This is a genomic window from Streptomyces himastatinicus ATCC 53653, assembly GCF_000158915.1.
Taxonomy (GTDB): domain Bacteria; phylum Actinomycetota; class Actinomycetes; order Streptomycetales; family Streptomycetaceae; genus Streptomyces; species Streptomyces himastatinicus.
This window is the reverse complement of record NZ_GG657754.1, coordinates 9,265,291-9,286,927: the sequence shown is the minus strand read 5'-3', so window position 1 is coordinate 9,286,927 and position 21,637 is coordinate 9,265,291. Positions and strand designations below refer to the sequence as shown.

Below are 21,637 nucleotides of genomic sequence, written 5' to 3'. Positions count from 1 at the left end.
CGGGGATCGCGGCTCAAAGCTGCATCGCCACGCCGACCCTTCTTCTCCATTCGCACACTCCCTCTACTTGTTCCTGTTATCGGAGGAGTGATTCCGCCCACCATGACGGATGCCACGACGCACGCGACCGCCAGGACCGCACTGCGCGTTCACCACGCCCGCCTCATCGACGGCACGGGGTCGTCTCCCGTGGACGACGCCGTCGTCACCGCCGACGCCGAGGGGACGATCACGTATGCCGGACCCGCCGCGACGGCGCCCCCGGTGTCCTCGGCGTCCGGGGACGCGGCCCCGGTACGGGAGATCGACGCGGGTGGCCGCACCGTGCTGCCCGGCTTCTTCGACTGCCACGTCCATCTCGCGTACGCGCACCGGGCCCACCCCGGCCGCCGTGGCGAACTCGATCCGGTGCTGGTCACGTTCGACACGGCCACCCGGCTGCGGCAGACCCTGGAGGCGGGCATCACCACCGCCCGTGACCTGGGCGGGCTGTCCGCGGGCTTCCGTACCGCGGTGCAGAGCGGACGGATCGTGGGACCGCGGCTGCACACTGCCGTGGCGATCATCGGCCACACCGGCGGCCACTCCGACTTCCGGCTGCCCGACGGCACCGACCTCACCGGCGGCGAGATGGCCCATCTCGCGGACACCGTGGACGAATCCCGCCTCGCCGTACGCAAAGTGCTGCGCGCGGGCGCCGACGTGATCAAGATCTGCGCCACCGGCGGCATGGCCAGCCCGTACGACCAGCCTGAGGACGAAGGGCTGATGGAGGAGGAGATCCGCGCCGTCGTGGACGAGGCCCGGCGGCACGGCGGCAAGCCGGTCGCCGCCCACGCCCAGGGCACCGAGGGCATCCTCAACGCCATCCGCGGCGGCGTCACCAGCATCGAGCACGGCTACGGACTGGACGAACGGGCGCTGGACCTGGCGGGTGAACGCGGCGTCTTCGTCGTCCCCACGCTGTCCGCCGCCTTCACGCCCATCGACAAGGCCACGATGCCGGACTACCAGTACGAGAAGAAGACCCGCTGGTCCGGCATCACCAAGAAGAACATCTCCCGCGCCATCGAGCGGGGCGCCCGCATCGCACTCGGCACCGACGCGGCCATCGCACCGCACGGCGTGAACCTCAAGGAACTCGGCCACCTGGTGGAGTTGGGCATGGACCCGATGTCGGCCATCGTCGCGGGCACCCGCACCTCCGCCGAACTCCTCGGCCTGGCCGACCGGCTCGGCACCCTGACCGTCGGCCGCACCGCCGACCTGATCCTGTGCGACGGCGACCCGCTCGCCGACATCGGCGTCCTCGGAGACCCTTCGAACATCGTCTGCGTCGTCCAGGACGGTGTGATCCGCAAGGACCTGCTGCTTCCAACCGCCACGGCCGTAAGGCAACCATGATGACCTCATCGCCCAGCCTCCCCGCACCGGACCTGAAGAACGGCGGCGGCACGTCCCCGAACGGCCGCAGATCCGGCGGACTCGACCGGCTGCTCTCCCTGATCGAGCGGGCGGGCAACGCCCTGCCCAACCCCGTCATCCTGTTCGCCGTGCTCTTCGCCCTGCTGGCCGTCGTCTCCACCGCGCTCGATCTCGCCGGCGTCTCCGCCGCCGTGCCCGGCACCGATCAGACCAAGCACATCACCGGACTCCTCACCGGCGAGGGCCTGCGCTGGCTGCTGGAGAACCTGGTCCTCAACTTCGCCACGTTCCCGCCCATCGGCACGGTCCTGACCCTGTTCATGGTGGTCGGGCTGGCGGAGAAGGTCGGCCTGCTGGACACCGTCATGCGGGCCACTCTGGCCCGCGCCCCCAAGGCCGTCCTGCCGTACGCGGTGGCGATCGTCGCGTGTCAGGCACACGTGATGACCGACGTCGCCGCGCTCGTCTTCCCGCCACTGGCGGCCATGGTCTTCAAGGCCGCGGGCCGCCACCCCGTGGCGGGTCTCATCGGCGCCTTCGCCTGCGTCAGCGCGGGGTACGCCGCCGGGTTCACCGTCGGCTCGCTCGACGCCAACTACGTCGGCATCACCCAGCAGGCGGCCTCGACGCTTCCCGCCGGCGACGGGCTCCACATCCACCTGCTCATCAACTACTTCTTCACCGCCTCCAGCAGCATCGTGCTCGGCCTGCTCGGCGGTTTCCTCATCAGCCGCGTGATCGAACCGCGCCTCGGGCCCTACCGGGCGGCCGAGGGCGAGCCCGAGTCGGAGGACCTGACCCTCACCCCCGCCCAGCGCCGGGGCCTGCGGTACACCGGGCTCGTCGTCGCCGTGTACCTGGCGGCGATCCTCGCCCTGTGGCTGCCCTCCGGAGCTCCGCTGCGCGGCGAGGGCGGAGCCTTGCTGCCCTCCCCGGTGCTCACCGGAATGGTCCCGATCGTGTTCGGCGGCTTCCTCCTGGCCGGCCTCACCTATGCCCGGACGGCCAAGACCGTCACCGGTGCCGACGAGCTGATCACCTCCGTCGCCGACTCGTTGAAGACCATGTCCGGCTACCTCGTCATGATGTTCGTGGCGGCCCAGGTCATCGCACTCTTCAACTGGTCGAACGTCGGCATCCTGCTCGCCGCGAAGTCCGCCGCGTTCCTCAACGCCATCAACCTCACCGGCTTCTGGGTCATCGTGGCGTTCGTCGCGCTGACCGCCTGTCTCAACCTCTTCATCGTCTCCGGTTCCGCCCTGTGGTCCCTGGCCGGGCCCATCTTCGTCCCGGCGTTCATGCTGCTCGGGATGAGTCCCGCGCTCAGCCAGGCGGCGTTCCGTATCGGCGACTCGGCCACCGGCATCCTCACGCCGATGAACCCGTACCTGTTCGTCATCCTCGCCATGCTCCGCCAGTAAGAGCCCGAGGCCCGTCTCGGCACCCTCATCGCGCGGCTCTCGGTCTTCGCCGTGCCGTTCCTGGTGGTGTGGCTGGCGATCCTGGGCGTGTTCTACGGGTTCGGGCTGCCGCTGGGGCCGGGTGCGCACATCGGCCTGAAGTAGCACCATGGCGCCTCCGTCGTCGGTCGTTGCGGAGAAGCTATGCCCCGCAACGACCGGCGGCCATGCATCCGGTCCGCTCAGTGAACCGGTCCCCTTGACCCGCGTTCCGCCGTATCCCGCAGATCAGGAGAGAGCCGCATGACCACAACGGCCACGATGGACGCTCACGACCAGGCGGACCTGGTCCGGCGGGGCGAGACGTCCCCGCGCGAACTGGTCGAGGCCGCCATCGAGCGCATCGAGGCGACCGATCAGCAGATCAACGCGATCACACACCGGCGGTACGAACGGGCGCTCGCGGAGGCGGACCGGATGCCCCGGGACGCCCCGTTCGCGGGCGTGCCCACGCTGACGAAGGCGCTCAGCGACAGCGAAAGGCGACCCGGCCACCTTCGGATGCGCCTGGGTGGCCCGGCACGGCCGGGTCGCCCGGGAGACTCCGTGATCACCGGCGGCTCAAGGAGGCGGGTTCATCGTCGTCGGCCAGACCTCGGCCCCGGAGTTCGGCCTGCTCTCGGTCAGCGAGAGCCGCGCAACCACGGCGTGACGCGCAACCCGTGGCGCACCGATGTGACCCCGGGCGGTTCTTCGGGGGGCGCGTCGGCTTCGGTGGCCGCGGGCATGGTGCCCGTGGCGCAGGGCGGGGACGGCGGCGGCTCGATCCGGATGCCGGCCGCGTTCTGCCATCTGGTGGGGCTGAAGCCCAGCGCGGGGCGGATCAGCGCGGGCCCGGGGCAAGCCGACCGGTGGGGCCACAGCGTCCCGGCCGTCGTCACCCGGACCGTGCGGGACACGGCGGCGGTGCTCGACGCGGTGAGCGGTGGCGCGCCCGGGGACCGGGGCGGCCCCGCGCCCCTTCCGCCGGGCGGCCTGGCCGCGCTGGTCGGCCGTGAGCCGGGACGGCTCAGGGTCGGTGTCCTCGCCCACGCACCGGACCACGCGCCCCAGGTCGTCGACGCGGTACGGGACGCCGTACTCGACACGGCCCGGATCCTCGAACGGCTCGGGCACCGGGTCGAGGAGGCGCATCCCGCGCCCATGCTGGATCCCCGGTGCCTCACGGCGTTCTTCGACGCGTTGAGCGTCACCGCGGCGCAGAGCGTCGAAGCGCTGACCAGGGAACTCGGCGAGGGCCCTGGACCGGGCGACCTCGACCCCGTCACCCGGTTCTGGGTGCGGCGCGGCCGGGAGATCACGGGCCTGGAACTCGCCGACGCCCTGGCCTGGCAGAACGGGCTCCGGGCGGGCATGGCCCGGTGGTGGCAGGAGTTCGACCTGCTGCTGAGCCCGGTGTTCGCCACCCCGCCCCTGCCGGTGGGGTGGCCGTGGCGGGAGCAGGACGGCCTCCGGAAGTCGGTGGACGTACTCACCTTCACCGCGCCGTTCAACACCACCGGTCAGCCCGCGATCGCGGTACCGGCGGCCCTGACCGAGTCCGGCACACCCATCGGCATCCAGCTGGCCGCGGCCTACGGGCGGGAGGATCTGCTGGTCCGGGTGGCGGCGCAGCTGGAGGCGGAACGCCCCTGGGCGTCGCACCGCCCACCGGTCTTCGCCACCGCCTCCCGGCCGTGATCGCCGCTTCCCCCGCGTCTACGCACGTATCAGCGTTTCGAGGATGTCGATCCCGGTCGGGATCGCCTCCTCCGCGACGTCGAAGTTCTCGCTGTGATGGGGTCCCGGGCTGCCCGCTCCGACCATCAGGTAGGCGCCCTTGCCCCCGCGCTGCTGAACATGCCTGATGAGAAGGTTGGCGTCGTCGCTGCCCGCGAACGCCTGGGTCCGGATGACCTCGGTGACATCGTCGTGGGCGGTGGCCACCTCCACGATGCGGTCGATCATTTCGTCGTCCGGTGCGACGGTGGCGGACTGGCCCATCACCGCCACGTTCGTCCGCACCCCCTGCGCCAGGCCCGCGCCCTCCACGACCGCGCGGACCCGGTCGACCAGCTCGTCGACGATGTCGTCGTCGGTCGCCCGGACCTCGCATGTCATGGCCGCGGAGGAGGGCACGATGTTCACACCGTCACCGGCGACGAGCGTGCCGACGTTGAGCCGGGTGTCCGCGGCGCTGAAGCGCGGGATCCCCATGATGCCCAGCGCGGCCGTGGCCGCCGCGAGCAGCGCGTTGCGCCCGGACTCCGGCGCACCGGCCGCATGGGATGCCTTGCCCTCGAAGTCGACCTTCAGCTTGCGGGTGGCGAAGCCGCCGGTGAAGCTGCCCACGACCCCGCCGACGGCCATGTCCCCGGCCATGTGCACGGCGAGCATGTGGTCGATCTCGTCGGCCACCCCGGCGTCGATCATCGTCTGCGCTCCCCGGACCCCCTCTTCGGCGGGCTGGAACAGGATCCGCAGGGAGCCCGCGAAGTCGCGGTCCGCCAGCCGGTGCAGCAGGCCGACGCCGATGGTGGCGTGGGCGTCGTGGCCGCACGCGTGCATGGCGCCGTTCGTGGCGGCGAAGCCGTTCACCACCGGGAAATGCGTGGCATCGGACGATTCGCGCATCGGCAGTGCGTCGATGTCGACGCGAAGCCCCCAGCGCGGCCCGGGACGGGTGCCCACCAGATCGACGACCAGCGCGGTGCCGTTCTCCCGGAAGTGCCGCACCCTTTCCTCCGGAGCACCCGAAGCGACGGCGCGGGCCGCCCATTCGTCCAGGGTCTCCTGGGACGGGAAGTTGACGACGGCGGAGAGATCCTGGGCGGCCTTCCCCGTGAGGACGCGTATCGGCAGCCCCTCGATGGCCTGCTCGATCCGGGCCGCCGTGCCGATCTCCACGAACGCGGGCTCCGGGTTCCGGTGCAGTTCTCGGCGAAACGCGACGAGCTGCTCGACGTCCACGAGTGGCCTCTCTTTCCCTCGGTGCGCGACCGCCCGATCGTGGCCGCCCTGGTGCCGAGGTTAGACGCCCCGGTCACCACGATCGACGGCCGCGTACCGCCCACCGGAAGGCAGACGTTGTTCACGGCTGCGGAGGGGTGACCGAACAATCGCGGGCCGCGTTGAACTGGGCCTGCGGTGTCGGTGTCCGGGCCGCGCGATCGGCAGCACAGCACGGAGAGAGGTCATTGGATGTTCACGAGAGGGAGCGCTGCCGTGATGGCGGCCGGGCTGGTACTGGCCCTCGGCGGCTGCGGAGGCGGTACGGGCGAGAAGGCCGACGCGTCGGACAAGTCGTCGGGCAAGAGGTCGGCCGAGCCGACGCCGCCCCGGCCGCCGTCCAAGGCACTGGTGACGTGGGTCGGCGGTATGTGCGAGTCGTCGCGCGCGCTCAAGAACCTGCGGACGGACAGCGCGGCGGATCTGAAGGAGATCCGGGCCATGGACGAAGGTGATCTGACCGCCCAGTCCCGCGCGGTCGGCTACCTCGCCGGGACCCCGTCGGACGTGGTCGGCGTGGACAGTGATCTGAAGGACCTCGGCCCCTCGGGCGTACCCGCGGCCGACCGGCTCCTCGACGCCTGGCAGAAGAAACTGAAGCGCGTCGTGCCGCAGCTCGACGAGATGTCCCCGAGCGCGGCCTTCGACGACCCCGAGGGCAGTGTCGCGGACGCCGACAAGCTCATCCAGTCCCTCACTCCGCCCAAGCCGGACCTGCGCGCGCTGACGAAGAAGAACCCGCAGCTCGCGGCCGCGCACCAACGCGCCGAGCAGTGCGCGCCCGGTGGGAAACCTTCAGAGGGGACGGACTCGCCCTCACCCGATCCCACCGGCCCGCTGCCCAAGGCGGCGGACGGCAAGAACACCGACGCGTGCTCGGACGGCAGCTGCGAAGTCCTGGTGACCTCGCCGGTGAGGATCACGGCGAACGGGCTGACCGTGAACGTCACCGTGATGAACGAATCCGTCACCTTCATGACGCCGAGCACCGTCATGAACCTCGGCGGCCAGGGCGGCGTGGCCACGTTCGGTGACACGTTGAGGGCGACCGTCGTCGCGCAGAACGACGACGGTGCCGTAGTGAAGTTCACCATCCCCTAGCGCCCCTCGCACACCTCCCGGTAGCCGAGTTGCGGCAGGTGCTCCGCCCAGGCGGCGCGGGTGAGGACGCCGCCGGTGCGGGCGCAGACGGAGTCCGCCGCGCGGTCGGTGTCCAGGGGCCACACCCGGGCCGTCAGGTCGTAGCCGACGGAGGCGAGGGCGTCGCCCTTCGGGCTGAACGCGACGGAGGTGACGGTGTCGAGATGGCCGGTGAGTTCCTGCCCGGCCACCTCGGCATGGGCGGGGTCGGCCACGTCCCACAGCCGCACCGTATGGTCGCCACTGCCCGTGGCGAGGGTCTTCCCGTCCGGGGCGAAGGCCACGGACCGGACAGGAGCGCGGTGCCCGGTCAGCTCCTCCCCCACCGGGCGTACGCGGTCCACCCGTGCCACGTCCCACAGCCGCACCGTGCGGTCGTCACTGCCCGTCGCCAGGGTCTTCCCGTCCGAGGCGAAGGTGACGGTGTTGACCTGCTCGTCGTGCCCGGTGAGGGCGTCCCCTGCGGGCCGGGCCCGCTCCCCGGCGCCGACGTGCCACAGGCGCGCCGTGCCGTCCTCGCTGCCGGTGGCCAGGATGCGGCCGCCCCGGGCGAAGGCCACCGAGGTGACGGTGTCGGTGTGGCCGCGCAACGTTGCACCGAGCGGACGTACGTGGTCCCGGCGCCGTACGTCCCACAGCCGCACCGTGCCGTCGTCCCCGCCGGTGGCGAGCCTGCGGCCGTCCGGGGCGAACGCGACGGCGGGGACACCGCCGTCGTGCGCGTCCAGCGGTTCGCCCAGCGGGGCGGGACGTTCGGGCGCGGACACGTCCCACAGCCGTACGGTGCCGTCCGTCGAACCGCCCGCCACCGTACGGCCGTCCGGGGAGAACGCGACGGCCAGCACCGCGTCCTCGTGGCCGAGGGTCCGCGGGATCCGGCGCGGGCGGTCCGGCCTGCGCACGTCCCACAGGCGGATCAGCCCGTCGTCGGTGCTGGCGGTGGCGAGCAGACGTCCGTCGGGGCTGTAGGCGACGGCGGTCAGCGGGTTGGTGAAGTCGGTGAGGACGGTCGGCGGCCGGCGCCAGAGGCGGACGCTGCCGTCGGCGCCGGTGCTGGCGAGGTTGTGGCCGTCGGGGCTGAACGCCACCTCCCACACCGCCTCCGTGTGGCCGGTCAGCGGCTCCCCCAGCTGTTGCGGATAGGCGGGGTGGGCCACGTTCCACAGCAGGGGCGCGTCGTCCTCGCCCGCGGTCGCCAGGGTCTCGCCGTCGGGGCTGAAGGCCACCGACATCACGGGCGCGGTGTGCGCGGTGAGCGGTTCGCCCAGCGGCTGGACGCGGCCGGGGTCGGACGCGTCCCACAGCCGTACGGTCTCGTCGAAACCGGCCGTCGCCAGGGTGTTTCCGTCCGGGGAGAAGGCCACCGTCCAGACGGAGGAGGTGTGCTGGCGCAGCGGCTTGCCGAGCGGGGCGAGCCCGTCGCCCCCGCCGAGCCGCCACATCCGTACGGTCCCGTCGTAGCCGCCCGTGGCCAGGGTGTTCCCGTCCGGGGCGAACGCCACGGCGCGGACGCTGCGTTCCTCGGAGCCGTCGGCCTCGGCGGGCTCGCCGAGCGGCGCGGGGCGGGCCGGGTCGCTCAGGTCCCACAGCCGTACGGTCCCGTCGTCGCCCCCGGTGGCGAGCTGCCGCCCGTCGGGGGCGAACGCGGCGGAGACGACGTTCTCCTCGTCGTGGCTCACCAGCGGCCGGCCGAGGGCGCGGGGCCGCGACCGGTCGCGTACATCCCACAGTTGGATGCCGCCGCCCTTCCCGGTGGCCACCAGCAGATCGCCGCCCCTCGGGGAGACCCGCGGGGAGAAGGCCACCGCGCCGACCCGGCCCGTGCGCAGGCGCAGCGGTGCGCCCAGCGACCTGTCCCGGTGCGTGTCCCACAGCCGGACCGTGCCGTCGTGGCCGCCGCTGGCGAGGGTGCGGCCGTCGGGCGCGTACGCCACGGAGCTGCCGAGGCCGCGGTGGCCGGGCAGCCGGGTGGCCAGCACCCGGCCCGTGTCCGAGGCCAGCCGGGTCCGCAGGTCCGGGGTGGTGCGCATGCGGTACGCGGCGACATCGAGCCGGGCGGCGAGGCCGGAGTCGGTCTCGCGGACGCCGTCGGCCTCGGCGGTGAGGCGGCCGAACACGGCATCGTCCCGTTCGTTCTGCGCGGTGGCGCGCGCCTGGAGCGCGACGACGGCAGTGCCGGTGGCGAGCAGCACGAGCGCGGCGAGGACGGCCACCACCATACGGCGCAGTCGTACGGCGCGGTGGCGTCGCCCGAGCGATGTGGTGAGGAACTGCCGCTCCAGCGCGGTGAGTTCATCGCCTCGGTGTCCCTCGCCGTCGTCGTGTGCGATGCTGAAGGCGTCGCGGGCGGCGGACAGCCGGGAGCCCGCGTAGAGCGCGGCGTTCTCCCGGCCGAGCCCCTGCCAGGTACGGGCCGCCTCGGACAGCGAGCGGTGCACCCGCAGCCGGTCGCGTTCGGCGTCGATCCATGCGCGCAGCCGGGGCCAGGCGGTGATGAGGGCTTCGTGGGCGAGGTCGACGGTGCCGTCGTCGAAGGTGATGAGCCGGGCCCTGACCAGGCGTTCCAGGACCACGCGGGTGTCGGCGGGGCTGCCGAAGTCGAGTTCCGCGCGGTCGGTGGGGCGCCGCGTGTCCGGCGTGCCTGCGCCGGGCGCGACGAGTCTGAGCAGGATACGGCGGGCCAGCTCGGCCTGCGGCGCGGTGAGTTCGCCGTACACCTGCTCGGCCGTACGGACGACCGAGGCGCCCAGCCCGCCGGCCGCCTCGTACGCGGTTTCGGTCAGGGCGCGGCCGCTGCGGTGGCGCCACGTCTCCAGCAGGGCGTGCGACATCATCGGCAGTCCGCCCGGGGCGCCCTCGACCTCGTCCAGGAGGCGTTCGGTCAGGGAGCGTTCCACGATCAGGCCGTCCGCGGCGGCCGGGCGGACGATGGCCTCCCGTAGCTCCGCGCGGCTCATCGGCCCGGCGAGCAGCGTGGCGTCCTGGAGCGCCGCGGTGAGGCCGGGGTGTTCGGCGCAGCGGCCGAGGAAGTCGGCCCGTACCGCGATGACGACGCGCAGCCCGCTGTCGGGGGCGGTGGCGGCGACGAGGCGGTCGATGAAGGTGTCCCGGTCGGCGGGGTCGGCGCCGAGGGTGTACAGCTCCTCGAACTGGTCGACGATCAGCCAGGTGTCGGCGTCGGTGCCGCGGACGGGAAGGAGCCGGTCGGCGTGGGTGCGCAGGGGGTCCGCGCCGGGCGTGAGGATGCGTACGGCCGCGGGCGGCGCATCGTCGTCGGAGGCCGTCCGCAGCAGGGGGATCAGCCCGGCGCGCAGCAACGAGGACTTGCCGCTGCCGGAGGGGCCGAAGACGGCGGTGAAGCGGTGCTTGCGGTTCAGCTCCGTCAGCCGCTCGACGAGCCGGTCGCGGCCGAAGAACAGTTCGGTCGCCCGGTTCGAACCGGGTGAGACCGCGGTACGGCGGGCGGGCGGTGTCGTCTGCGGCGGCCTCGGCGGCCAGCTCGGCCGACGCCGCTGTCCAGCGCCGTTCCCACTCGATGACGTCGCCGCCGCACGCCTTGACGTAAGCGAGCGCCACCGCCCGGGTGGGCAGCTGCTTCCCGGCCGCAGCCTGCGAGAGCGTGGTCACCCCGTACCGCGTCCGCTGGGCCATCGCCCGGTAGGTGGGCTTCCCGGCGGACTCGCGCAGCTCACGCAGCTCGGCGGCGAACCGCGGCACCGTCCCGGCCTCCGGATCCAGCTCGCCCTCGGTGCGCCCCGGCCCCGCTCGTCCCGGCCCTGGTCGTCCCGCCACGTGCCCGCCCTCCCCCGCGATCACCATGCCATCGCCGGGTCATCGCCCAGCGCGTCCACCCGGGCGCCCACGGTAGGTAGTCGCGGGGGGCGGCCGCAATCGAACTACCGGTGGACCGGCGGGCGGGGCAAGGGGCGTTCACCCGATCTTCACGGTTCCCCCGCCGCGTTCGTCCGGCTCACGGCTCGGGGTTGTTCAGTGCAGGCCGGTGACCTGCTGAACAACCCCGTACGGCGGTCGAATACGGCCATGGCACGGTCCGAACCCCGCGAGGGGAGGGTTCGGACCGCCCCAAGACCGCCCCTGGGTCCGGGTGGTGCTCATCGTGTGTCTTGGCCTCGCGGCGTTGGGGTCACCAGGCCACGGGCAGTTCGTGGACTCCGTAGACGAACGAGTCGTGTTTGAAGGGGATCCGGTCCAGGCCGGTGGCCAGGCGGAGGGTGGGGATGCGCCGGTAGAGGGTGCTGTAGACGACCTGGAGTTCCATGCGGGCCAGCGGCTGGCCCAGGCACTGGTGCACGCCGAAGCTGAAGGTGATGTGGCGGCGGGCGTCGCGGTCGAGGTCCAGCCGGTCGCCCTCGGGGAAGACGTCGGGGTCGCGGTTGCCCATCTCGTTGAGCAGCAACAGCCCTTCACCGGCGCGGATGGTCCGGCCGGCGACCTCGATGTCCTCCAGGGCGACACGGCGCATCCCCAGATGCGGGATGTGCAGGTAGCGCAGCAGCTCCTCGACCGCGCCCGCTACGAACTTCGGGTCGCCGCCGTCCCGGAGGCGGGCCAGCTGGTCGGGGTGTTCCAGCAGGGCCAGGGTGCCCAGGGCGATCATGTTGGCGGTGGTCTCGTGCCCGGCGAACAGCAGGAGCACGGCCATCGAGGTCGCCTCCCGGCGCGTCAGCGCGCCGTCCTGGACCTTTGCGGCCAGGTCGGACAGCACGTCCTCGCCGGGGTGGCCGAGCTTGGTGTCCAGCAGGCTGCCGAGGTAGTCACCCAGTCGGCCATGGGCTTCGGCGCGCTGCTCGGGCGTCGAGGTGCGGGTGATGATGGCCTTGCTGTTGGCCTGGAAGAACGCGTGGTCGTCGTAGGGGACGCCGAGCAGTTCGCAGATCACCAGGGAGGGCACCGGCAGGGCGAAGGGCTCGACCAGGTCGGTCGGGTTCGGCCCGGCCAGCAGGTCGTCGATCATGTCGTCGACGATCTTCTGGACCGCCGGGCGCATGGCCTCCATCCGCTTGATGGCGAACGGCCCGGTGACCATCCGGCGCAGCCGGGCGTGCTCGGGGTCGTCCATGTTGATGAAGCTGAGGCCGTGGGCCTCGGCGGACGCCTCCTCGCCGTCGCCCTGGCCGGCGTCGGCGTCGGCGTCGGCATCGGCATCGGCATCGGCATCGGCATCGGCATCGGCGTGCGGACGCTCCGGGCGCGGGAAGCCGGGCAGGGCGGGGACGACGCTGAGCCTCGGGTCCGCCAGCAGGGTCCGCTGCTCGGCGTACCGGGTGACCACCCACGGGGTGCTGCCGTCCTGGAGCCGGACCCGGGTGAGCGGCCCCTCCTCGCGCAGCGCGTGGAACGCCGGGGGCGGATCGAAGGGGCATCCTCGCGCCCGGGGCATGGGGAATTCGGGGAGTTCGGCGTGGGCCGCGGCCGCGTCCACCGGGCGGGTCATGACGTACCTCCACTGCGGGAATCCTGGAACACGTCGACGACTTCCTGCCGACGCATACGGGTCTGCTTGGGCATGCGCCAGCCGAGCACTCCGGTCGTGACGCCACCTCTGCGGTACCGCGCGACGAACCGGCCCTGCGCCATGTCCCCCTCCACGACGGTCACTTCGGCGTCGGCCGACAGCACGCCGTACACCTGGATCTTGACGTCGAACTGGTCGGTCCAGAAGTACGGCACCGGGGTGTACGGACGGTTCTCGCCGAGGATGGCGGAGGCCACGTGGCCCGCCTGCTCGGTGGCGTTGGTGCGGTTCTCCAGGCGCAGCAGGGCGCCCAGGCCGTCGTGGTGCCAGCGGGCCACGTCCCCGACCGCGTAGATGCCGTCGGCGGCACGGCACGAGGAGTCGCACACCACGCCGTTGTCGACCTTGAGGCCGCTGCCCGCCAGCCAGTCCGTCGCCGGGGCGGAGCCGAATGCCACCACGACCACATCGGCGGGCAGCACCTCGCCGGTGGCCAGGTGCACTCCCGTGACGTGTCCGTCCTGCTCGCCCAGCCCGGTCACCCCGGCGCCGAGCCGCAGGTCGACTCCGCGGTCGGCATGCAGCGCGGCCAGCTGCCTCGCTATGAGAGGGCCGAACTGGCTCTCCAGCGGCGCGGACTGAGGCCCGGCCAGGGTGACCGATGCCCCCATGGCCCGTGCGGTGGCGGCGATTTCCGTGCCGAGCACCCCGTCCCCCACGACCACGACGCGCGAGGCGGCCGTCAGCGCGGACCGCAGCGCCGCCGCGTCATCGAGCGTACGCAGCGGATGGACCCCGGCCAGCCCGTCCTGTCCGGCGAACGTACGGGGTCGCAGACCGGTCGCCACGACGATGGCGTCGGCCCGCAGCACCCGCCCCGACGCGGTGTGGACGGTACGTGCCTCCGCGTCGAGGCTGACCGCCGCATCGCCCAGGACGAACGAGGCGTCCAGCGAGGACAGTTGATCAGGCCGGCGCAGCAGGGCCCGGTCCGGCTCCCAGGCGCCGGAGAGGACCTGCTTGGACAGCGGCGGCCGGTCGTAGGGCTGGTGCGGCTCGGCGCCCAGTACGGTCAGCCCGCCCCGGAACCCCTTGCGCCGCAGGGCCTCCGCGGTGGAGAGCCCGGCCGCGGAGGCTCCGACCACCAGAACGCCGGAGGGAGCGCTACGCCCTGCGCTCACGCGTCCTCGCTCACCTGGATCGCGCCCGCGGGGCACACCTGTACGCATTCACGCACCGCGTCATGCAGCTCCGCGGCGGGTGTCGGGTCGAGCAGGATCACGATGCCGTCCTCCTCGCGCTGGTCGAACACCTCGGGCGCGACCATCACGCAGGTGCCCGCGGCGCAGCACTTCTCGTCGTCCACCGTGACCTTCATCGCGGATGCTCCTTCGTCGATTCGTTGACTCGTTCAGCCGCACACAAGTAAACCCGATGATTTAATAGAGTCAAGCGGATGGTTTAAACGATCTCGGGACCCCTATGAGGAGCGACATGACCAACACCCTGGACCGCACCCCGGACGAGGACGTACCCGAGTTCCCGATGCCCCGGGCGGCCGGGTGTCCGTTCGCCCCGCCCCCGGAGATGATGCGGCTGCACGCCGAGCGGCCGGTCGCCAGGGTCCGCCTGTGGGACGGCAGCACGCCCTGGCTCGTCACCCGCCACGCCGACCAGCGCGCCCTGTACGGCGACCAGCGGCTCAGCGTCGACCCCACGCGCCCCGGCTTCCCCCATATGAGCGCCGCGTTCCAGGAGGCCCTCAGCAAGAACCCGCCGTCCTTCCTCCACATGGACGACCCCGAACACGCCCGCATCCGCCGCATGGTCACCGGCCCGTTCATCATCAAACGCATCGAGGCCATGCGGCCCGCCGTCCAGAAGATGACCGACGACTTCCTCGACACCATGCTGGCCGGGCCGAAACCCGCCGACCTGGTGCGCGCCCTCGCGCTGCCGCTGCCGTCGCTGGTGATCTGCGAACTGCTCGGCGTCCCCTACGAGGACCACGCGTTCTTCCAGGACAAGAGCGCGGTGGGGGTCCGCCGGGACGCCTCCCCCGAGGAGTCGCGGGCCGCCTCCGGCGCGCTCATGACGTACCTGGACGAGCAGATCGGGGCCAAGCTCGCCGACCCGGCCGACGACCTGCTCTCCGACCTGGCCGCCCGGACGAGGACCGGCGACCTCACCCGCCACGAAGCGGCCATGCTGGGCCTGTTGCTGCTCGGCGCCGGACACGAGACCACCGCCAACATGATCGCCCTGGGCGTCCTCGCCCTGCTCGAACACCCCGACCAGCTCGCCGCCGTCCGCGACACCGACGACCCGAAGGTCCTCGCGGGCGCGGTGGAGGAGATGCTGCGCTACCTGACCATCGTCCACAACGGGCAGCGCCGCCTGGCCCTGGAGGACATCGAGGTCGGCGGGCAGCTCATCCGCGCCGGGGAAGGCGTCATCATCCCGGGCGCCACCGGCAACTGGGACCACGGCGTCTTCCCCGACCCCGAACGGCTCGACATCACCCGCGACGCCCGCCGCCACATGGCGTTCGGCTTCGGCGTCCACCAGTGCCTGGGCCAGCCGCTGGCCCGGCTGGAGCTCCAGGTCGTCTACCGCACCCTCTTCCGCCGCGTGCCCACCCTGCGCCGGGCGGCCGCGCTGGAGGAGATCCCGTTCAAGGACGACGGGGTCGTCTACGGCGTCTACGAACTGCCGGTGACCTGGTAGGGCTAGAGGGTGACCGGCGCCAGCCAGAGGGCGACGATGACGTCGATCAGACCGTTCGCTGTCTCCCGCCAACTGGCCCTGGACGTCGGCGCGTTGTCCGCGAGCGCGCGCTCACGCTCCGCGGACATCTGCGTGATCAGGTGACGTGTCATGGCGGCGCGCTCGGCGTGCACCTCGGCCGGGAGGTCGGGCAGACAGCGCTCCAGGCCCTCCTGGAGCTTCTGCATGGACGGCGATCCGGCCGCGAACTCCTCGACCGTGATCGCGCGCAGGGCGGGGTCCGCCGTGACCTGGGCGATGAACCGGGCGTACCAGCTGGGGGCGCCCAGGGCCTCCAGATGCCCGGTGACCGGGCGGACCGCACAGGCCACCCAGTCCCGCAGATCGGTGGAGTCGCCGATGTCGGCCATCATGGCGAGGCGGCCGGTCTCCATCGTCTCGGCGTGCCTGCGGGCGATGGCGCGCACCAGGTCGGTCTTGGTGCCGAAGTGATAGCTGACGGCGGCGTTGTTTCCCTGCCCGGCGGCCAGACTGATCTGGCGGTTGGCGACGGCGTGCACCCCGTGCTCGGCGAACAGCCGCTCCGCCGCGTCCAGGAGCGCTTCCCGTGTCGCGCTGACCTGCTCGTCCCGCCGCACCCTGCCGGCCATCGTCAACCACCACTTCGGGACATCACACTGGTCCGCGGGGGCCCGTCCCCCAGGCCACCGCGGATCCTCGACCGGGTCGGCGAGGTCAAACGAGGAAAGCGTACGCAATCACACGGCCGACCCGGACATTCCTCAACCAATCGATTTATTCGAGGCCGGTCAGACGGCGGCCCAGGCGTCGTCGACCGGGAGGACGGCGCCGTTGACGAAGGAGGCGGCGTCGGAGGCCAGGAAGACGATGGCGGCGGCCTGCTCCTCCGCCGATCCGTACCGGCCCATGGTGGCGGCGCTCAGCCCACCCACGACGGCGGGCCCGTGGGCATCCTCCGCGGCATCCACCCGGATGCTGGTCATGGTGGGGCCGGGGGCGATGGCGTTGGCGCGGATGCCCTGTCCCCGGTACATGACGGCCAGGCTCTTCACCAGGCCGACGATGCCGTGCTTGGAGGCGGTGTACGCGGCGCCCGCCGTGCTGCCGCGCAGGCTGGCCTCGGACGCGGTGAAGACGATCGCGCCGCGCCCGGCGGTCAGCATGTGCGGCAGGACCGCACGGGTCAGCAGGAACGGCGCCGTCAGGTTGATCCGTATGACCCGCTCCCACTCGGCGTCGCCGGTCTCGCCGAGCGCGGACATCCGGTCCATGATCCCGGCGTTGTTCACCAGGACGTCCACGCCACCGAACGCCTCGACGGCACGCTCGACGACCGTATCCACCACCGCCTGGTCGCTCAGGTCGCCGACGACCGCCACGGCGGTTCCCCCGGCGGCCTCGATCTCCCCCACGGTCTCCTCGGCGCCCGCCCGGTCGACGTCCGCGACCAGCACCTTCGCGCCTTCCTGCGCGAATTCAGGGCCCGTGGCCCTGCCGATTCCGGACGCGGCGCCGGTGACGACGACGCCCCGACCCTCAAGACCCGTACCGCTCATATGACATCCCTTCCTCTCTCTGCCATGGCTGTGTCATGTCTTCAGCTGCCACACGGTGCCCTCGCCGTTGGCCGCGAGGAGCAGCGAGCCGTCCGGGCCGGTGGCGAGTCCGGCGAACGGGCGGGGAGCGCCGACCATGCCGTGGGTGAAGAGCGCGGGCACGGTCCGGGGAGCAGTGCCCAGCGGCTGTCCGACCGGCAGGTCCTCGGCCTCGGTCCGCCGCTCCCCCGTGCTCAGCGAGATCGCCGTCAGCCTGCGCGGCCCGGTCTCCACCGTGAACAGCGTGTCGCCGAGGACCGCCAGCCCCTGGGGCGCGCCGAGCCCGTCCGCGACCACTTCCGTCGTCCCGTCCCCGCCGATCCGGAGGACGGCCCCGAGCAGGTCGTCGCTCACATGGCACCGTCCCTGGGCGTCGAAGGCCACGTCCCCCGGGTGGCCGAGCCCTTCGGCGAGGACGGTGACGGTGTCGTCGTCATCGATGGACACGACGCGGGCGGCGCCCGCCTCCGCGACGACGAGGGTGCCGTCCGGTCCCATGGCGATGCCGATCGGCTCGTTCAGGCCGGTTACCCGGCGCCGCGTGGTCCTCCGGTCGGGGTCGTGGGTGTGGACGTCGCCGTACTGGGACGTGAAGTGCACGAGTCCGCCCGCGTTGGTCACGCCGTGCACGAAGGGCAGCAGGGTGAGCGAGGTGACGCCGCCGTCCTCACGCGCCCCATCGGCGGCGACCGGCTCGCCCTCGTCGGCGGGCGCCGGGCTCGCCAGCCGGTAGTGGTCGGCCACGTACACCGTGCCGCCGAGGTCGACCGTCACCCCGTACGGGCCGTCGAGGCCGCGGGGGACGATCTCCCGGGTGCGGCCGTCGGGGTGCAGTTCGGTGACGCCGCCGCTGGCGTAGCTGGAGACGAACATGCGGTTCTCCGCATCGAACGCCGCGTTGTCCAGCCCCACCAGACCGCTGGTGACGAGGGTGCGGGAGCCGCTGCCGTGCAGGTCGATCCGGGTGACGATGCCCTCCACCCCGCGCGACAGGACGTGCAGCTCCCCGCCCTGGTCGAAGCGGACCGCGACCGGTTCGTGCACCTCCTCGGCGACCACCTCGGGCACACCGCCGTCCGGCGGGATCCGCCAGACCTGGTCCGTCATCATGTGCGGGTAGTACAGACAGCCGTCCGGGCCGAGCTGCATGGCGTTGCCGAGGGCGAGCCCTTCGGTGAGCACCACGGCCTCGCCACCGTCCGGGAACAGCTCCAGCAACCGGCCGCCGGGCCGCATCTCGTTGACGAACAGCCGGTCCCCGACGCAGGTGATGCCGTTGACCACCTTCACCTCGTCCGAGACCAGGGTGTACGTGCCCTGCGGGCTGCGCCGCCACACCCGGCCGGGGATCAGGTCGGCGATGTACATCGAGCCGTCCGCGCCGAAGGCGAGGTCGTCCGGCGACTGCACCGGGCCGTCCATCGGGACGACCACCTCGACGTCCCCGGTGGCGGTGTCGACGGCGCTGATCTGCCCGGCGAGGAACTGGGCGACGTACAGCCGCCCGTCCGGGCCGAAGGCGACACCGTTCGAACCCCACAGCGGGCTCGGGTGGTTGAGGCGCCGCGCACGCAGGCGTGAGCCGGAGACGGCCACCTCGTCGCCGAACCGGTTGTGGCCCCGTGTGTTCACGCTTCCTCCGCCTCCACCAGGACGTCGTCCATGCCGCCGTCCGCGCGCCAGCGCCGCAGCAGGTCGTGGAAGGCCACCGGCCCGTCCGCGTACGCGTTGCGCTTCCGCGGCTTGCCCTCGTTGTTGTAGTAGCCGGGGGTGCACTCCGCCTGGAAGGTGTGCAGGTCGGGTGCGTTGTCCGCAAGGGCGGCCAGCCAGGCGTCCTGCGCCGCGGAGGTGGGTTCGACGTACCGGGCCCGGCGCTTACGGGCCTCGGTGACCATCTCGGCGACGTGCTGGGCCTGTTCGTCGAGGACGTGGACGAAGTTCACGGAGGACGCGTTCTGGAGCGGGCCCAGCTGGAACAGGTTGGGGAAGCCGTGGCTGGAGAAGCCGTGGAGCGTCTTGGGGCCGCCCGCCCAGGCCTCGGAGAGCGGGACGCCGCCCCGGCCGTACACCGGAAGCTGTCCGGACAGGATCCCGGAGACCCCCACCTCGAAGCCGGTGGCGAAGATGACGCAGTCCACCTCGTACGCGGTGCCGCCGACCACGACGGCGGTCTCCGTCATCCGCTCCACGCCGTGGGTGTCCGCCGTGTCGACCAGAGTGACGTCCGGCCGGTTGAAGGTCTGGAGGTAGTGGTCGCTGAACGTGGGCCGCTTGCACATGTAGCGGTACCAGGGCTTGAGCTTCTCGGCCGTCGCCTGGTCCTCGACCACGGCTTCGACGCGGGCGCGGATCTCGTTCATCTTCTGGAAGTCGGCGATCTCGTACAGCCGTTCCCGGTCCTCGGGCGGGACGTCCGTGTACGCGTTGCTCGGGATCAGCTTCTCCTGGAGCCGGGCGCTGCTGGTCCAGGAGTCGTTCACCAGGTCCTGATCCGTGCGCACACCGGTGACGACCTTCAGAAAGTTCTCCATGCGGCGCCGCTGCCAGCCCGGCTCGAGCGATTCGGCCCACGCGGGGTCGGTGGGGCGGTTGTCGCGCAGGTCGACGGAGGAGGGCGTGCGCTGGAACACGTACAGGTGCCGGGCGTCCTCCCCGAGGTGGGGCACGACCTGGATGGCGGTGGCGCCGGTGCCGATGAGGGCGACGCGCTTGTCGGCCAGCTTGTGCAGTCCGCCGCCCGCGTCGCCGCCGGTGTAGTCGTAGTCCCAGCGGCTGGTGTGGAAGGTGTGGCCCCGGTAGGTCTCGATGCCGGGGATGCCGGGCAGTTTGGCCTGGCTCAGGGTGCCGGTGGCGGTGATGACGTAGCGGGCCCTTATGCGGTCGCCGCGGTCGGTGGCGACGGTCCACTCCCTCTGGTCGTCGTCCCAGCGGAGTTCGGTCACCTGGGTCTGGAAGCAGGCGTCGTCGTACAGGCCGAAGTGGCGGGCGATGGCCCGGGCGTGCTGCCGGATCTCCTCCCCCGGCGCGTAGCGCCACTTGGGGACGTAGCCGACCTCCTCCAGCAGCGGCAGGTAGATGTACGACTCGATGTCGCAGTGGATGCCGGGGTAGCGGTTCCAGTACCAGGTGCCGCCGAAGTCCCCGCCCTTGTCGATCACCCGGATCGGCTCCACGACGCCCGCCTGCCGCAGCCGGGCGGCGGCGAGCAGACCGCCGAAACCACCGCCGACGATCACCACCTCCACGCGGTCGTCCAAGGGCTCTCGCGTGAACGCGGGGTCGGCGTAGGGATCGTCGGCGTAGTACCCGAACTCGCCCCCGACTCCCCGGTATTGGGCACTGCCATCGGGTCGGATGCGGCGTTCGCGTTCGGCGCGGTAGCGGGCGCGCAAGACCTCGGGGTCGAAGTCGAGATCCTGCGGCGGACGGGGTGGGGTGGCGGACATCGGCGTCCCCCTTCCGGTAGCGGACGCCGAAAATCTATCACCCCAAAAATTTACTGTTCGGCGGCCGAAGGCGCCCCCAGCATCCGCGCGAACGTCTCGGCGATCGCGGCGATGTCCACCGTGGGGTCGTGCATCCACTGGAGCTGGAGGCCGTCCATCACCGCCAGCACCGCCCTGGCCAGGTGGTCGGCCGGTACGTCGGCCCGGATCTCACCGGTCCGCTGCCCCTCCTCGAAGTCCTGCGCGGCCTCGGCGGCGAGGCTCCGGTAGCGCTCGGCGAAGTGGGTGTGCACGGGGCTCTCCGGGTCGGTGGCCGCCGCCGAGAGCGCGACGCCCAGCTTGGCCACCCCGGGGTGATCGGTGATCAGGCGCGCGCCCGCCACCAAGCTGTCGATCACGGATTCGCCGTCCCCGGCGGCCCGGGCGAACGCCTTGCCCAGTACGTCGCGCCGCTCCAGGACCGCGAGGAGCAGATCGTCGCGCGTGGGGAAGTAGTACGTCAGCGCGGGCTGCGTCACCCCGACCCGGGCGGCGATGTCCTGGAGGGAGGCCCGTTCTCCGTGCTCGTCGATGGCCTCGTAGGCGGCCTGGAGGATCTGTTCCCGCCGCTCCGCGCTCTTGCGGTACGGGCCCCGTGGCTTTCGCTGGTTCGTCACGCCGCAGACCGTACTTCACCGGCTCACACCTCGCCGTGAACCTTCATCACCGCCTTGTTGAGCACCCACAGCCCGATGCCGATGGCCAGCAGCACCCCCGCCCTGATGTACACGTGTGCGGGCCGGTCGGCCAGCGGGCTGGCCAGCACCAGGGCCGTGATCGCGCCCAGCACCGGCAGCGGGGTGGGGGTGCGGAAGTGCCGGTGTTCGACGCGGTCGCGGCGCAGCACGAGCACGGCGACGTTGACGATGACGAACACGCACAGGAGCAGGAACGCCGTGGTGTCGCCGAGCCCGGCGATCTCGCCGGTGGACACCAGACCGATGGCGAGGAGGGAGACGAACACGATCCCGACGACCGGGGTGCGGCGCCCGGCGAGCACGCGGCCCATGGCGCGCGGCAGGATGCGTTCGTTCGCCATGCCGTAGCAGAGGCGGGACGCCATCATGATGTTGATCAGGGCCGAGTTGGTGACCGCGAACAGGGCGATCAGCGCGAACAGCTTGGGCGGGAAGTCGAGCCCGCCGACCTCGACGACCTCCAGCAGGGGGCCGCTCGACCCCTCCAGCACCCGGTAGTCCACGAGCAGGGAGGACACCAGGGCGACGAGGACGTAGAGAGTGCCGGTGACGGCCACGCCGGTGAAGATGGCGCGCGGGAAGGTGCGCCGGGGGTCCTTGGTCTCCTCGGCCATGTGACGGA

At 72.1% G+C, this 21,637-nt stretch carries 15 protein-coding genes and 1 pseudogene; 5 read left to right on the top strand and 11 right to left on the bottom strand.

The window, feature by feature from the left end:
• The first annotated feature begins 102 nt into the window (after window positions 1-102).
• The 3 genes and pseudogenes from SSOG_RS39545 (at window position 103) to SSOG_RS39535 (ending at window position 4,565) form a co-directional block, all read left to right on the top strand.
• Window positions 103-1,404, top strand: coding sequence for a metal-dependent hydrolase family protein (locus tag SSOG_RS39545; RefSeq protein ID WP_039939780.1), 1,302 nt, complete (start codon window positions 103-105; stop codon window positions 1,402-1,404).
• Window positions 1,401-2,990 (top strand): annotated as a pseudogene (locus SSOG_RS39540) (AbgT family transporter). Before SSOG_RS39545 ends, SSOG_RS39540 begins: the two are co-directional and overlap by 4 nt.
• 138 nt (window positions 2,991-3,128) lie before the next feature.
• Window positions 3,129-4,565, top strand: coding sequence for an amidase (locus SSOG_RS39535; protein ID WP_009719930.1), 1,437 nt, complete (start codon window positions 3,129-3,131; stop codon window positions 4,563-4,565).
• Window positions 4,566-4,583: 18 nt separating this feature from the next.
• Here SSOG_RS39535 and SSOG_RS39530 read toward each other — a convergent pair whose 3' ends face one another.
• On the bottom strand, window positions 4,584-5,834 hold the full coding sequence (locus SSOG_RS39530; RefSeq protein WP_009719928.1) for an amidohydrolase: 1,251 nt from the start codon (window positions 5,832-5,834) through the stop codon (window positions 4,584-4,586).
• A 231-nt stretch (window positions 5,835-6,065) separates the two neighbouring features.
• Here SSOG_RS39530 and SSOG_RS39520 point away from each other — a divergent pair, with 231 nt between their 5' ends.
• Window positions 6,066-6,974: a hypothetical protein gene (locus SSOG_RS39520; RefSeq protein ID WP_106516536.1), complete on the top strand. Its 909-nt coding sequence runs from the start codon at window positions 6,066-6,068 to the stop codon at window positions 6,972-6,974.
• Here SSOG_RS39520 and SSOG_RS39515 read toward each other — a convergent pair.
• The 4 genes from SSOG_RS39515 to SSOG_RS39500 form a co-directional block, all read right to left on the bottom strand.
• Window positions 6,971-10,390 (bottom strand): nSTAND1 domain-containing NTPase, encoded by a 3,420-nt coding sequence (locus SSOG_RS39515; protein WP_342634425.1) that lies wholly within the window; start codon window positions 10,388-10,390, stop codon window positions 6,971-6,973. The two genes, SSOG_RS39520 and SSOG_RS39515, sit on opposite strands and share 4 nt — an antisense overlap.
• Window positions 10,391-11,157: 767 nt before the next feature.
• A complete protein-coding gene (locus SSOG_RS39510) occupies window positions 11,158-12,468 on the bottom strand; it encodes a cytochrome P450 (RefSeq protein ID WP_009719925.1) in 1,311 nt (436 codons plus the stop codon).
• On the bottom strand, window positions 12,465-13,670 hold the full coding sequence (locus tag SSOG_RS39505; protein ID WP_050800116.1) for an NAD(P)/FAD-dependent oxidoreductase: 1,206 nt from the start codon (window positions 13,668-13,670) through the stop codon (window positions 12,465-12,467). The genes SSOG_RS39510 and SSOG_RS39505 overlap by 4 nt, the downstream gene beginning before the upstream one ends.
• Window positions 13,667-13,867 carry a ferredoxin gene (locus SSOG_RS39500; protein WP_009719923.1) on the bottom strand — a complete coding sequence of 67 codons (201 nt, stop codon included), beginning with the start codon at window positions 13,865-13,867 and terminating at the stop codon, window positions 13,667-13,669. The genes SSOG_RS39505 and SSOG_RS39500 overlap by 4 nt, the downstream gene beginning before the upstream one ends.
• A 116-nt stretch (window positions 13,868-13,983) precedes the next feature.
• On the opposite strand from SSOG_RS39500, the gene SSOG_RS39495 reads away from it, so the two are divergent.
• Complete coding sequence (locus SSOG_RS39495) at window positions 13,984-15,216, top strand: cytochrome P450 (protein WP_039939778.1); 1,233 nt, start codon at window positions 13,984-13,986, stop codon at window positions 15,214-15,216.
• A 2-nt stretch (window positions 15,217-15,218) separates the two neighbouring features.
• Here SSOG_RS39495 and SSOG_RS39490 read toward each other — a convergent pair whose 3' ends face one another.
• The 6 genes from SSOG_RS39490 to SSOG_RS39465 form a co-directional block, all read right to left on the bottom strand.
• Window positions 15,219-15,866 carry a TetR/AcrR family transcriptional regulator gene (locus SSOG_RS39490; protein ID WP_039939775.1) on the bottom strand — a complete coding sequence of 216 codons (648 nt, stop codon included), beginning with the start codon at window positions 15,864-15,866 and terminating at the stop codon, window positions 15,219-15,221.
• Window positions 15,867-16,025: 159 nt separating this feature from the next.
• Window positions 16,026-16,793, bottom strand: coding sequence for an SDR family NAD(P)-dependent oxidoreductase (locus SSOG_RS39485; protein ID WP_009719920.1), 768 nt, complete (start codon window positions 16,791-16,793; stop codon window positions 16,026-16,028).
• A gap of 33 nt (window positions 16,794-16,826) precedes the next feature.
• Entirely contained in the window at window positions 16,827-18,464 is a 1,638-nt protein-coding gene (locus SSOG_RS39480) for an SMP-30/gluconolactonase/LRE family protein (RefSeq protein ID WP_009719919.1), read from the bottom strand.
• A complete protein-coding gene (locus SSOG_RS39475) occupies window positions 18,461-20,278 on the bottom strand; it encodes a flavin-containing monooxygenase (protein WP_009719918.1) in 1,818 nt (605 codons plus the stop codon). Before SSOG_RS39475 ends, SSOG_RS39480 begins: the two co-directional genes overlap by 4 nt.
• Before the next feature lie 50 nt (window positions 20,279-20,328).
• On the bottom strand, window positions 20,329-20,934 hold the full coding sequence (locus SSOG_RS39470; RefSeq protein WP_009719917.1) for a TetR/AcrR family transcriptional regulator: 606 nt from the start codon (window positions 20,932-20,934) through the stop codon (window positions 20,329-20,331).
• Window positions 20,935-20,957: 23 nt separating this feature from the next.
• On the bottom strand, window positions 20,958-21,637 hold a 680-nt coding region (locus SSOG_RS39465), incomplete at its 5' end, for an APC family permease (RefSeq protein WP_154686129.1).

Excerpts from the sequence above, each read along its gene's own strand:
- SSOG_RS39545 (WP_039939780.1), top strand. The coding sequence starts at position 103 with ATGACGGATGCCACGACGCACGCGACCGCCAGGACCGCACTGCGCGTT.
- SSOG_RS39535 (WP_009719930.1), top strand. The coding sequence starts at position 3,129 with ATGACCACAACGGCCACGATGGACGCTCACGACCAGGCGGACCTGGTC.
- SSOG_RS39520 (WP_106516536.1), top strand. The coding sequence starts at position 6,066 with ATGTTCACGAGAGGGAGCGCTGCCGTGATGGCGGCCGGGCTGGTACTG.
- SSOG_RS39510 (WP_009719925.1), bottom strand. The coding sequence starts at position 12,468 with ATGACCCGCCCGGTGGACGCGGCCGCGGCCCACGCCGAACTCCCCGAA.
- SSOG_RS39500 (WP_009719923.1), bottom strand. The coding sequence starts at position 13,867 with ATGAAGGTCACGGTGGACGACGAGAAGTGCTGCGCCGCGGGCACCTGC.
- SSOG_RS39495 (WP_039939778.1), top strand. The coding sequence starts at position 13,984 with ATGACCAACACCCTGGACCGCACCCCGGACGAGGACGTACCCGAGTTC.
- SSOG_RS39490 (WP_039939775.1), bottom strand. The coding sequence starts at position 15,866 with ATGGCCGGCAGGGTGCGGCGGGACGAGCAGGTCAGCGCGACACGGGAA.
- SSOG_RS39485 (WP_009719920.1), bottom strand. The coding sequence starts at position 16,793 with ATGAGCGGTACGGGTCTTGAGGGTCGGGGCGTCGTCGTCACCGGCGCC.
- SSOG_RS39475 (WP_009719918.1), bottom strand. The coding sequence starts at position 20,278 with ATGTCCGCCACCCCACCCCGTCCGCCGCAGGATCTCGACTTCGACCCC.